Annotated in this window: 7 protein-coding genes; 2 read left to right on the top strand and 5 right to left on the bottom strand. The window is 73.8% G+C overall.

Annotated elements, in window-relative coordinates; translation table 11 throughout:
* The first annotated feature begins 140 nt into the window (after nucleotides 1-140).
* Nucleotides 141-1,763, top strand: a complete 1,623-nt coding sequence (locus tag WME97_RS43725; protein ID WP_437546816.1) for a thiamine pyrophosphate-binding protein — start codon at nucleotides 141-143, stop codon at nucleotides 1,761-1,763.
* 5 nt (nucleotides 1,764-1,768) lie between these two features.
* A complete protein-coding gene (locus WME97_RS43720; RefSeq protein WP_437546814.1) occupies nucleotides 1,769-2,290 on the top strand; it encodes a M17 family peptidase N-terminal domain-containing protein in 522 nt (173 codons plus the stop codon).
* 26 nt (nucleotides 2,291-2,316) lie between these two features.
* Here WME97_RS43720 and WME97_RS43715 read toward each other — a convergent pair whose 3' ends face one another.
* The 5 genes from WME97_RS43715 to WME97_RS43695 form a co-directional block, all read right to left on the bottom strand.
* A complete protein-coding gene (locus WME97_RS43715) occupies nucleotides 2,317-4,383 on the bottom strand; it encodes an ATP-binding protein (protein ID WP_157907273.1) in 2,067 nt (688 codons plus the stop codon).
* 562 nt (nucleotides 4,384-4,945) lie between these two features.
* Complete coding sequence (locus WME97_RS43710; protein ID WP_437546812.1) at nucleotides 4,946-5,761, bottom strand: hypothetical protein; 816 nt, start codon at nucleotides 5,759-5,761, stop codon at nucleotides 4,946-4,948.
* 62 nt (nucleotides 5,762-5,823) lie between these two features.
* Nucleotides 5,824-8,187: an AAA family ATPase gene (locus WME97_RS43705; RefSeq protein WP_437546810.1), complete on the bottom strand. Its 2,364-nt coding sequence runs from the start codon at nucleotides 8,185-8,187 to the stop codon at nucleotides 5,824-5,826.
* Nucleotides 8,188-8,310: 123 nt separating this feature from the next.
* Nucleotides 8,311-9,300, bottom strand: coding sequence for a universal stress protein (locus tag WME97_RS43700; RefSeq protein ID WP_437546808.1), 990 nt, complete (start codon nucleotides 9,298-9,300; stop codon nucleotides 8,311-8,313).
* The gene (locus WME97_RS43695) at nucleotides 9,294-12,338 is read right to left on the bottom strand and encodes a glycoside hydrolase family 65 protein (protein ID WP_437546806.1); all 3,045 of its coding nucleotides are present in this window, start codon (nucleotides 12,336-12,338) and stop codon (nucleotides 9,294-9,296) included. Before WME97_RS43695 ends, WME97_RS43700 begins: the two co-directional genes overlap by 7 nt.
* Nucleotides 12,339-12,346: the final 8 nt, after the last annotated feature.

Below are 12,346 nucleotides of genomic sequence, written 5' to 3'. Positions count from 1 at the left end.
TCCCCGGAGCGCCGGCGCGGGGCGCCGAGCGGCCCGGGCCGGCGACCTGGCCGGGGCGGCGCGCGCCCGCGCACGGGCGGCGGCGCGAACCGACCGCTCGCCGGCAGGACGCTGGGTCGCACATGGTATATGCCGGCCCCATGGCGCAGGTGCACGGCGGCAGGCTTGTCTCGAAGGCCCTCGCGAGACACGGGGTGACGCACCTCTTCACCCTGTGCGGCGGGCACATCCAGGCGATCTACGACGGGTGCCTGGATGACGGCATCCGGGTGGTCGACGTGCGACACGAGCAGACCGCCGGACACGCCGCCGACGGGTACGCGCGGGTGACCGGGAGGCCGGGGGTGTGCGCCGTCACCGCGGGGCCCGGCGTGACGGACGTGGTGACGGCCGTCGCCAACGCCCAGCGCGCGGGCGTCCCGATGGTCGTCCTCGGGGGCGCCGGCCCGCGCGCCCTCGCCGACATGGGCTCGCTGCAGGACATGAACCACGTCGAGCTGATGCGCCCCATCTCGAAGTGGAGCGTCTCCGTGCCCTCGACCGATCGCATCCAGGAGTACGTGGACTCGGCCTTCCGCATCGCCCAGGCGAACGTGCCAGGCCCGGTCTTCCTCGAGATGCCGCTCGACCTGCTGATGAACTACGCCGGCGACGAGGCGCCCGCGACCGCGCCCGCGGCCCCGCCTCGCCCCGGGGGCGACCCGGCCGCCGTCGCGCGGGCCGCGGCCCTGCTGAGGGACGCCGAGCGGCCCATGTTCATCGTCGGGAGCCAGCTCCGGTGGTCGCCGCGGCGCGACGCGCTGCGCCGCTTCGCCGACGCGGTGAAGGCGCCCTTCTACCTGAACGGCATGGCCCGAGGCGCCCTGCCCCACGCGCACCCGGGGCTCATGAGCCGCTCGCGCCGCTTCGCGCTCTCGCAGACCGACCTCTGCGTGGTGCTCGGGACCCCCTTCGACTTCCGCCTCGAGTACGGCCGCGCCATCAGCCCGGCGGCCAAGGTCGTCCAGATCGATCTCGACGGGAGCGAGCTCGGCAGGAACCGCCGCGTCGACGTCGGGATCGACGGGGACAGCGGCGTCGTCCTGGAGCAGCTGCTCGCGGAGGTGCCCGACAAGACGGCCGCGGCGTGGCTCTCGGCCGTGCGCGAGGCCGAGGAGCGATCGCGCGCGAAGATGCTGGCGGAGATCGCGAGCGACGGCGACCCGCCGAACCCGCTGCGCGTCTGCGCGGAGATCGGCAAACGCCTCGGCAAGGACGACATCGTCATCGGCGACGGAGGGGACTTCGTGGCCACGGCCGCGAACGTGCTGAAGCTCGAGTGGCCGCAGCTCTGGATGGACCCCGGCCCGCTCGGGACCCTCGGGGTCGGTCCCGGCTACGCGATGGCGGCCAAGCTGGCGCGGCCAGAGGCCAACGTGGTCCTCGTGTACGGCGACGGATCGTTCGGCTTCCACGCGCTCGAGTTCGAGGCGATGGTGCGCCAGGGCATCCCCGTCGTGAGCGTGATCGGGAACGACGCTGCCTGGACGCAGATCCGCCGGGGGCAGGTGGAGCTCTACGGCGAGGGCCGCGCGCCGGCGACGTCGCTCGACTTCACCCGGTACGACCGCGTGGTCGAGGCGCTCGGCGGCTTCGGGGCCTGCGTGGAGCGCGTCGAGGAGCTCGGGCCCGCGCTGGACGAGGCGTTCCGGTGCGGCAGGCCCGCTTGCGTCAACGTGAAGATCGCGAAGAGCGACTTCCGCAAGGGCGCCATCAGCGTCTGATCCACGTGGAATTACGGTTCATCTCCCCCGACCTGCAGAGCCTCGACGAGCTCGACTCGGAGGTGCTCGCGTGCGCCCCGTTCAGCGACGCGCGGCCGGCCCACGGCGTGGCCGGCCTCTGCGACTGGCGGCTCGGCGGCCGGATCTCCGAGCTGAGGCGGCAGGGCCTGATCACCGGCGAGCTCGGCGAGGTCGTCATGATCCCGTGCAAGCCGCGCATGGCGTTCGACAAGCTCGTCCTGTTCGGCGCCGGCGAGCGCGACGCGTTCGACGAGGCGATCTTCCGCGAGATCGTGCGCCGGATGCTGGCCACGATGGGCGGGCTCTGCACGCGCGCGGCCGTGGTGGAGCTCCCGGGGCGGCACGACGGGCTCATCCCCGCCGAGCAGGCGGCCGACGCGCTCCTCGACTGCGCGGGCAGGGAGCGCGGCGACAACGTGTGGACGCTGGTGGAGCGCGCCGACGGCAGGCAGCAGATCACCCAGCACATGATCGAGCAGCGACGCCGGGTGCGGCGGGCGCTCTAGTCACGCGGCGCGCGGCGTGGAGGGCGTCAGGCAGGCTCCTTCGGCAGGTCGACGGTGAAGGTCGCCCCCTCGCCCGGCCGGCTGTCGACCTGGATCGTCGCCCCGAGCGCGTCGGCGATCTGCCGCACGATCCACAGCCCCATGCCGAAGCCGCTGTAGTTCTCGCTGGAGACGGCGCGCTCGAAGCGCTCGAAGATGCGGGCCTGCTGCTCCGGGGCGATGCCGATGCCGCGATCCCGCACCGTCAGGCGGGCGCGATCCGCGAGGTCCTCCAGCGTGACGTCGATGGGCTTGCCTGCGCCGTATTTGACGGCGTTCGAGAGGAGGTTCGTGACGATCTGATCGAGCCGGAGGCGATCCCACCGGCCGACGATCGAGGCGGGGGCCGACAGGTTGACGGGGCAGCCGGCCGCGCAGAGCTCCTCGCGGAACCGCTCCAGCGCCTCGTTCACCGTGGCCGCGAGATCGACGTCCTCGAGCTCGATCTGCAGGCGGCCCGCGGAGATGCGCGAGATGTCGAGCAGGTTCGTGATGAGCCGGGCGAGCCGCTCGACCTGCCGCTTGATCATCTCGAGCCGCGGCGTGGCGCGCTCGGCGGTGAGGCCGCCGCGCTTGCCGGCGCGCAGGAGGCCGTCGACCTGCAGCTGCATGGGCGTGAGCGGCGTGCGGAGCTCGTGCGAGGCGATCGTGAGGAAATCGTCGCGCGCGCGCACCGCGAGCTGCGCCTCCCGGTAGAGCCGGGCGTTGTCGACGGCCAGCGCCGCGCGCCGCGCGAGATCCTGCGCGAGGTCGAGATCGACCGCGTCGTAGCGCCGGTGCGTCGAGGCGAACGAGAGCGTGCCCAGCGTGCGGCCGCGCGCCGTCAGCGGGACCGTGAGGTGCGAGGCGAGCGAGAGCGAGCGCAGCGCCTCGTAGTGCGCCTGATCGAACGAGATCGCGCGGACGAAGGAGTCGGTCACCTTGGGGATGAGCTCCGGCTGCGCGGTGCGCAGGACCCTGCCGATCCCTCGCCCGGCAGAGTCGGCCGTGATCCTGCCGAGCAGCTCGGTCGCCATCGCCATCGACGGATCCGCGTGGGCGGTCACCTGCCGATCGATCGCGCCGGACTCGTCCTGCAGCAGGAGCACGCAGATCGACGCGAAGTCGGGGAGCGCGACGCGGACCACGCGCCGCAGCGTCTCCTCGAAATCGAGCGACTCGCCGAGGATCTGCCCGGCGGAGACGAGGATGCGCTGCGCCTCGTGGACGCGGCGGCGCTCCGTCACGTCGCGGGTGACCTTCGCGAAGCCGCGCAGCTGCCCGGCCTCGTCGAAGAGCACGCTGATCACCTCGTTCGCCCAGTAGCGGGTGCCGTCCTTGCGGACGCGGTAGCCCTCCTGGATCGAGCGGCCGGTCTCCACGGTGGACTCGAGCTCCGCGGCGGGCCTGCCGAGCTCGACGTCCTCCGGCGGGAAGAGGACCGAGCAGTGGCAGCCGATGATCTCGTCGGCGCGGTAGCCGTTGATGCGCTCGGCGCCCGGGTTCCAGCTGGCGATGCGGCCGGCGGGGTCGAGCATGAAGATGGCGTAGTCCTGGACGCCCTCCACGATGAGGCGGAACCGCTCCTCGCTCTGCTTGAGGCGCCGGTCGGCGCGCGCCTCCGCCGCCTCCATCTCCCGGCGCAGGAGGAGCTCGCGCATCCTGCGGTTCTCATCCTCGTAATGCTTCCTGCGCAGCTGGGCGCGCAGGCGCGCCTTCAGCACCGTGAGCTCGCCCGTCTTCGTCACGAAATCGTCGGCGCCGGCCGAGAGGGCGTCGAGGATCGCCTTGTGGTCGTCGCGGCCGGTGAGCATCAGCAGCGGGATCGGGCGCCACGAGGCGTTCGCCTTGATGCGGAGGCACGTGGCCGGGCCCGACAGACCCGGCATCACCATGTCGAGAAGAATGCCGTCGACGCGCGCCACCGTGAGCCGCGCGAGCGCCTCCTCCCCCGAGTGGGCGAGCACCGGCAAGTAGCCTTCGTCGCGCATCGCCGCCGCGACCTGGTTCAGGTACGTGGGGCTGTCGTCCACGATGAGGATGCGATGGGACGGCGTATCCGCTGGGCGGTTCACGGGAGCCTCCGGGGCGGGCTCCTGTGAGCGAGGGGAGTCGCCAGGACGGGGCGCGTGGGGCTGGTTGAACCGGTGCAACACCCGCCGATCACCCCCCGTGGCGCCTCCACCCTCATTGGCCACCCATACAGGTTGGCATGCGTTCTCCCCCGGTCGACGCGAAAAGGCTACCTGGCCCGATGCACTTTGCGTACAGCATCCTTTTTCTACCAGCCGCCAGGCGCTCGCAACGTGGCTTCCCCCACCGCGAACCGGAATCCCCGGGGAAGCGCACACGATGCGCGCTGTGGGCTTCGAGCGCCCGGCGCCGGCAGACAGGGGCTTCCCGCGCGACAAACCAGGGAAATGACGCTTGACAAGCGGCGTGACGATCCGAGTTGCGCCCGACTCGAGCGACTCGAGATCCGCGCCTGGCGAGTCGCGGCCTCGCGGCGGCGCGCCGGCGTGCCAGTGTCGAAAAGGGCGTGAGCGCGCGGCGGCGAGGAGCGGAGATCATCACCGCGCTGGCTCCTCGGCGGAGCCAGGCCCGGGCGGCGCGGAAGATCGGAGACGCGCGGATCCGTCAGCCCTCGTCGATGAGCTCGATCATCGTGGCCCGGGCGGGCCCGCCCGCGGGGATCCAGCGGCAGAGCTCGTCGACGCCGACGTCATCGACCACCCGGCGGAGCTCCGCGCGCGCCGCGGCGGGCTCGCCGAGCGCGGTGAGCGCGTGCGCGCGGGTGATGCGGTAGCGCTGGCGCACCTCGGTCGGCTCTTCCCGTTCGCCATCCCGGAGGCCGATCAGGGAGAGCGCGGCCTCGACGTCGCCGGTGCGCACGAGCACCGCGGCGCGCGCTCCCCGCACGAGCGGCCGCACCGACGCCGACGCGCGCTCCTCGTCCAGGTCCGGGAGGAGCCGCCGGGCGGACTCGATGTCGCCGGCGCAGAGCTGCCATTGGGCGAGGTTGCTCATGACGAGCACCCGAACCTGCGGAGGTATCCAGTCGCGAGGCACGTCGCGCAGCGAGGCGGCCGCCGCCTTGTAGCTCCCCTCCCAGGCGAGCGACTGACCGACGGCCTGGGCTGCAAAGGCGTAGATGGTCCGCGGATCGTCGAGCTCGGTCGGCGGCGTCAAGGCGCGCTCCGCCGGGCGCGCGGCCGGCCGCCCCGTCCGCGGGAGTCGAGGCGTCCCGGGCGCCTGGCGCAAGGAAACACCGGGCCCCGCGGCGAGGCGCCGCCGGACGACGCCGCCGAGGAGGACCAGCAGCGCGATCGCCGCGGCGGCCGCGCAGGCGGCGCCGAGCGAGAGCGACCCATCACGCCATCGCGCGAGCGCGCCCCACGCCAGCAGCGGCGCCGCGCCGCCGGCCGCCGCGAGCAGGACAAGCCGCCGCGTCATCGGCGGGCTCCGGCGTGGATCGGCGCGGGTTCGGCCGTGCGCTTCGCTGCCATCGGTCCTCTTCAGCGCTCCCTGAGCATTCTTCGAGGATCCGCGCTCGTCCCGCCCTTCTGCGTGTCGGCGATCGCCTGGTGGAAGCGCTCGAGCCGCTGGTCCGCCGCGTGGAACACGGTCCCCTCCGGGTACCTTCCGTCCGCGTCGGCGACGCCCGCGGGGACGCCGGTGATGATCTCGATGCCCTCCTCGACGGAGCTCACCTCGAACACGTGGAAGCGGCCGGCCTCGATCGACGTCACGACGTCGCCCCGCAGCATGAGCGCGTCGCGGTTCGCGCTCGGGATCAGCACGCCCTGCTCGCCCGTCAGGCCCTTGGCGGCGCACAGATCGAAGAAGGCCTCGATCTTCTCGTTGATGCCGCCCACGGGCTGGATGCTCCCCTGCTGATCGATGCTGCCCGTCACGGCGAGCTCCTGCCGGATCGGGACGCCGGAGAGCGCGGACAGGAGCGCGTACAGCTCGCTCGACGAGGCGCTGTCGCCCTCGATGGGCTCGTAGGTCTGCTCGAAGACGAGCGAGGCGCCGAACGATAGCGGGCGGTGCTGGGCGAACCGGGCCGCGAGGAAGCCCGTGAGGACCAGCACGCCCTTGCTGTGGAGCGGGCCGGACATCTCGACCTCGCGCGCGATGTTCACCGGGCCCTCGCGGCCCGGGTAGACGACCGCCGTCACGCGGCAGGGGCGGCCGAACGTCTGCGGGCCGTCGGACAGGACCGAGATGGCGTTGACCTGCCCGACGCGCCGGCCGGTCACGTCGATGCGGATCGTCCCGTCCGAGAGCAGCTCGTGCACGTGGTCGCGGAAATGGCTCCCGCGGCGCCGCGCCGCCTCGAGCGCCTCGTTGACCTCGGGGCCGTCGACCACCTTGCGGCCACGGCGCTGGGCCCGGTAGCCGGCCTCGGTCGCGACCTCGGCGATGAGCCCGACCTGGGCGCTCACCTTGGTCTGGCTCTCCGCGAGGCGGCCGCCGTGGAAGAGGAGCGCGGTCACGCCGTCGGCCGTGATCGGCGGGAGGCCGCGATCGTGCGCGAAGCCGGCGAGGAACGCGGGGTACGTGAGGAGCGCCTGATCGAGCGAGATCGTCGTCTCGAAGCGCGCCTGCACCTTGAAGAGCTGCGAGAACTCCGGATCGGCGTCGTGCAGGTCCTGGTAGAGCTGCGGGTTCGTGACGAGGACGACCTTCACGTCGATGGGGATCGGCGGGAAGAGCAGCTCCTCCGCGGTGCCGCGGAAGTACGACGGGTTGTGCTCGGGCACGATGAACTTGCCCGCGAGGAGGCAGGCCTTGAGCTGCTCGTAGAGCGCCTCGTTCTTGAGGAGCGCGCCCGCGGGCAGGATGAGGAAGCCGCCGGCCGCCTCGTGGAGGGCGCCCGCGACGGCGAAGCCGGGCTCCGGCGGGAAGCCGGAGTCGGGCGGCGCGTGGGTGCGGCCGAACAGGGCGGTCAGCGTGGGGTAGGGGACATCGACGACCGGGGCGCCGGAGTCGGGCGTGTGCTCCGTGAGGAGCGTCGGGACGACGACGCCGCGCGGGAGGGTGGCGCCGCCCTCCTCGCCGCGCGCCTCGTCGACGAGCAGGCGGAACTCCTTCGACACGACCGTCTCGACGTCCGCGAGGAAGGCGCTGATGTCGTTGCGCCCCTCGAAGCGCGCGCGCACGGGCTGGAAGCAGGCCTTCACCCCGTCGCTGAGCAGCTGCTTCACGACGCCGCGCAGCTCGACGTCGGCCTCGTCCTGCACGGTGGCGAGCCGCATCTCGAACTCCTCGATGGAGCCGGCGATGGCGAGCAGGGCCTCGCCGTCCGGCGCGTTGGCGGCGTCCTCGATCGAGGTGATCTGCACCTCGTCCTCGCCGCGCACGAGGTCGAGGCCGAGCTCGCGCGCCGCGGACTTGAGCTGCTCCTCGAGCCGCCGCTCCTCCGCGTTCACCCGGCGCTGGATCTTGCCGCGCGCCTGCTTGAAGCGCTCGCCCTCGGTCGCGCCGCGCAGGGCGTCGACCAGCTTCTCGTGGAGCTCCTCCATCGCCTCGACGAAGGGGCGCCCCTCGCCCGGCGGCAGCGACAGGACCGTCGGCTCGCTCGGGCGGTGCGGGTTCGGCAGGAGGAGGATGTCGTCGGGCGTGGGGCGGCTCGCCGCGATCCGCTTCGCGACGGCGCGCGCGCAGAACGTGCGGCCCGTGCCGGGCGCGCCGACGACGACGACGTGGAAGCGGGGCTGGCGGATGTCGAGGCCGAAGGCGAGCGCGGCGAGGGCGCGCTCCTGCGAGCCGATGCCCGCCGACAGCGGCGCGACCTCCTCCGTCGTGGAGAAGCGGAAGCTCTGCGGCTCTACGATCTTGCGACACTCGCTGGGGGGCAGCTTCCGGGAGACCATGGCGGCGCACCATAGCGCCTTTCGCCGGTCGTTGGCGTGGAGCCCGCCCGGCGAGGTGCCCGCGCGCCGATCGAGGGCCGCGGGAGCGCCTGGCCGCCGCCGGGGCGCGCCACGTCGGGAGCGCTAGCGCCGCAGGACCAGCACGGGGCACGGCGCCCGAGCGAGCACGTCGCGGATGACGCCGCCATGGTGATCGGCGAGCTGCCCGTGCCAGACCAGCACTACGAGGTCGCTCGCCAGCTGCCAGGCGAGGCGCGCGATCTCCGCCGCCGGCTCGCCCTTGCCGAGGAAGAACCGCGTGGAGACGCCGTGGGGGCAGTGCCCGATCGCGCTCAGGAACCGGGCCAGGAACTCCTCGGTGAACGCGGGCCACTCGTGCTGGGGCTGGTCGACGTAGAGGGGCGCCACCATCGCGCCCGGCTCGGAGGGCACGGGCGTCGACACGGGCGGCCCGTCGTCCGCCGCCTCCCGCGGCGAAGCGCAGCCGACCATCACGATGTCGAGCTCGGCGCCGAGCTTGCGGGCGACCTCCCCGACGGGCGTGATCGCGCTGGCCGTGCTGGGGTTCCCGTCGAGCGGCAGCAGGATGCGCTGGAGCCGCGGCGGGGAGGGCTCCTCACGGATGACGAGGACGCCGAGCGCGGTGGACTCGAGAGCGCGCGCCGCGAGCTGGCCGACGCCGAAGCGCTCGTCGGTGGGATCGTCGGCGTGCGAGGCGACGATCACGAGCGCGGCCCCGTAGCTCGCCATGGCGGACGCGAGCGCGCCGGGCGGGTCGCCGCTCGCCTCGACGTCCAGCACCATGCCCTGCAGCGCCTCCGGGGCGATCCCGAAGTGGGCCGGCACCTCGCTCGCGTCGATCGGCTCCGTGGAGAGGCACAGCCCGCGCAGCGGGGCCTCGAGCCCGTGGGCGATGAGCCGCCCGAGCGCGACGGCGCCGAGGTGGGCGCGGCGGCCGTGGAGCGCGACGACCACGCTCCTGCGCTGGAGGCCGCTCTGCGGAGGGCGCTCGTCGGCCTCCTCGAACGCCTCGTGGGGCGGCTCGGCCGGGGACGCCGGCTCGGGTGGTGCCCCGAGCCCGACCGGGGACCCGTCGCGTACGGCGCTCAGCATGGCGTGACCTCCTCCCATGGCATGACGCGGCCGCCCAGCCGCCGCGTCGCATAACGGCGGCCCGGCTCCGCCAGCACGGCGCAGGCGGGCGCGCCCGCGTCGAGCAGGCAGATCGGCAGCGGCGCGCTCCCCTCCAGCGCGACCTCGACCGCCCCGTCCTCCACATGGATCTCGAGGGCGCGGCCTCGCCAGGCGATCGGGATCTTGAGGTGCCGCCAGCCCGGCAGGAGGTGCGGCTCGATCCCGATCGCCTCGTCCTCGTCGGGGCAAGGCGGCGCGTGGGGGAGCGCCTCCGAGAGCGCGCTCCGCGGCACGCGCGTGACGCCGGCCACGCCGAACGCGACGGCTTGCCAGAGGCCGCCCATGGCGGCGATGTGCACGCCCCCCGCGGCGTTGCCCATCGTGTTGCCGAGGTCGATGTCGGCGGTCTGCTCAAAGTAGCGCTCGGCGTGGGCGTGGAGATCGAGCCGGGCGGCGACGAGCGCGTGGGCGCTGGGGCTCAGCGAGCTGCCGTGGGCGGTGCGCGGCTCGTAGTAGAGGAAGTTGTCGCGCCGGGCGCTCGCGGGCACCGTGCTCCAGAGCAGCGCGATGAGCTGCACGACGTCCGCTTGCTTCACCACCTGGCAGGCCTGCGTCCGCTCGCGCCCGAGCAGGACGTCGACCGGCGCGCTGCGGACGGCGTAGTCGGCGATGGAGAACGGCGCGAGGCCGAAGTAGCCCGCGAACTGCTCGATCAGGCCGGTCTGCGGGTCGATCCCGAGGAGCAGGCGGTCGGCGACGTCGCACCAGCGGTCGGGCTCGTCGGGCCGGAGGTCGAGCCGCGCGAGCACGTCCGCGCGCGCGGCGTCGCGCCGGACGAGCGCGGCGGCGACGCGGAGGTTGTGGCGCGCCATCCAGTTCGTGAACGCGTTGTCGTCGACGGTCTCGTGGTACTCGTCGGGCCCGATCACCCGCCGGATGTGGGCGTGGCCATCCGGCCCGAGCTCGGCGCGGCTCGCCCAGAAGCGGGCCGTCTCGATCAGGATCTCGGCCCCCTCGCCGCGCTGGAAGTCGAGATCGCCGGTCGCGCGGACGTACGCGTGCACCGCGTACGCGATGTCGGCGCTGATGTGGTGCTCCTGCTCGCCGGAGAGCACCCGGACCACCTCGCCGAACGGCGTGACGACGAGCGGCGGCGTCGTCTCGTCGCCCGTGTCCGCCGACTCCCACGCGTAGAGCGCGCCCTCGTAGCCGAGCGCCTTCGCCTTGCGGCGCGCGCCGGCGAGGGTGCGGTGCCTGTAGAGGAGCAGCGCGCGGGCGGCCTCGGGGTAGCAGTGCGTGTAGAACGGGACGAGGAAGGTCTCGGTGTCCCAGAAGACGTGGCCGCGGTACGCCTCCCCGCTGAGCCCGCGCGCGCCGATCGAGCAGCGCGGGTCGTCCGGGTTCGCGGCGCCGATGAGGTGGTACAGGGCGAACCGGAGCGCCCGCTCGATCCTGGGGGCGCCGTCGATCTCGACGTCGGCGTGGCGCCATCGCTCCGCCCACGCCCGCGTGTGCTCGCCGAGCACGTCGGCCATGGCGCGGCGCGACAGCTCGTCCTGGAGCGCCTGGCCCGCCTCGCGCGGCGTGGGCGTGTCGCGCGACGTGTGCAGCGTCGTCGTCCGGAAGAGGCGGCGCTGCTCGGCGACGCGGACTCCGACGTCGCACCGCTCGGCGACGGATTGCGCGCCGGTGGTGCGCTCGCAGCGCGCGCCTTCGAGGGCCTCGAGCGGGGGCGAGCTCTCCGCGGCCTGCTCCGGGAGCTCCCGCAGGTGCGAGGTCATCGCGGTCACGAGCCCGCCGTGCGTGTGCCCGACGAGCAGCAGGCTCTTCGCGCCCGCGTCCGCCGCGAAGCCGGCCCAGTGCGCCGCGCCGCTCGCGCTCTTCACGTCGCCGCTCAGGATCGCGTCGACGCGGATCGTCCCGGTGAAGTTGAGGGGGGCGACGCTGAGCGCTTCCATGAGGACGTGGCGGTTCGCGAGCGACGCCGCGTGGAGCGTGTGCAGGTGCGTGAGGTGGCCTCCCTCGCCGCGCCGCAGGACCTCGCGCAGCAGCACGCCCCGCCGCATGTCGAGGGCGCGGCGGTGGTGCAGCACGCCGCTCGTCTCCGCGGAGAACGACTCGCCCTCGATGGCGACGCTCAGCCGGCCCCAGTCGGGGGCGATGACGAGCTCCGGCACGCGGCTCACGTCGGCCGAGGGCTCGAAGGCGCCGGCGATGAACGTCGCCGGTCGCGACACGCTCGACCCTTCCGGCAGCGACGCGCGCGAGCCGAGGTAGCCGTTGGCGATCGCGAGCAGCGACTCGATCTCGTGCTCGCGCGCGACGTCGAACCCTGGCTCCTCGATGAGCCACGCGGCGTCTCGGGGCGCCGCGAGCGAGCCGAGCTGGCCCTCGAGATCCCGCTGGAGCGCGAGGATCTCGTGGAGCCGCTGCGCGCCGGCCGTCGCGTGGACGGCGCCCGCGAGCTCCGGCGCGCCGCGGAGGCCGCGCGCCGCGGAGGCCGCCGCGCCGTCGCGTGATTCGCGTGGTTCGCGTGGTTCCGGCGAGATCGCGAGCCGATCGTGCGGCTCGATGCGGAGCGGCGCGATCACCTGAGCGAGCAGCGCGGCGACGGCGGAGCGCCCGTCCGGCTCCGCGCCGGCGGCGAGCGCGACCGCGGCGCCGCGGCGATCGAAGCCGTGGAGCTCCGCGCCCTCGAGCGCGCCGAGGAAGAGCCGCCTGCGGTTCTCGGCGCGCACGCCGCGAGCGAGCCGCCGCGCGAGGTGGGGCATGGGCTCGTCGGTGAAGAGCGCCACGCGCACCCCCATCGCGAGCAGCGCGTCGAGCAGCGCCGCGGCGCCGTCGGCCACCTCCCCGAGGAGGCCCGCGTCGATCGCGATGAAGCGGAAGCGGTGGTGCAGCTCGGCCGGCAGCTTGATCGCGGCCGCCGACGCGTTCGCGATGCTGGGGCTGCCCGATCCGCCTCGCGCGAGGACGGCTGGCCCGGTAGCGCTGTCTTCTACGAGCAGCGACGACATCCTCGGCT

Origin of the sequence: Sorangium sp. So ce367 (assembly GCF_051520455.1) — a bacterium.
In the GTDB taxonomy this organism is placed as follows: Bacteria; Myxococcota_A; Polyangia; order Polyangiales; family Polyangiaceae; genus Sorangium; species Sorangium cellulosum_B.
This window is presented reverse-complemented; position numbering and strand designations above follow the sequence as displayed.

What these genes read in the sequence shown, in the direction of transcription:
- WME97_RS43725 (WP_437546816.1), top strand. Translation starts at nt 141, where the DNA reads ATGGCGCAGGTGCACGGCGGCAGGCTTGTCTCGAAGGCCCTCGCGAGA.
- WME97_RS43710 (WP_437546812.1), bottom strand. Translation starts at nt 5,761, where the DNA reads ATGACGCGGCGGCTTGTCCTGCTCGCGGCGGCCGGCGGCGCGGCGCCG.
- WME97_RS43705 (WP_437546810.1), bottom strand. Translation starts at nt 8,187, where the DNA reads ATGGTCTCCCGGAAGCTGCCCCCCAGCGAGTGTCGCAAGATCGTAGAG.
- WME97_RS43700 (WP_437546808.1), bottom strand. Translation starts at nt 9,300, where the DNA reads ATGCTGAGCGCCGTACGCGACGGGTCCCCGGTCGGGCTCGGGGCACCA.
- WME97_RS43695 (WP_437546806.1), bottom strand. Translation starts at nt 12,338, where the DNA reads ATGTCGTCGCTGCTCGTAGAAGACAGCGCTACCGGGCCAGCCGTCCTC.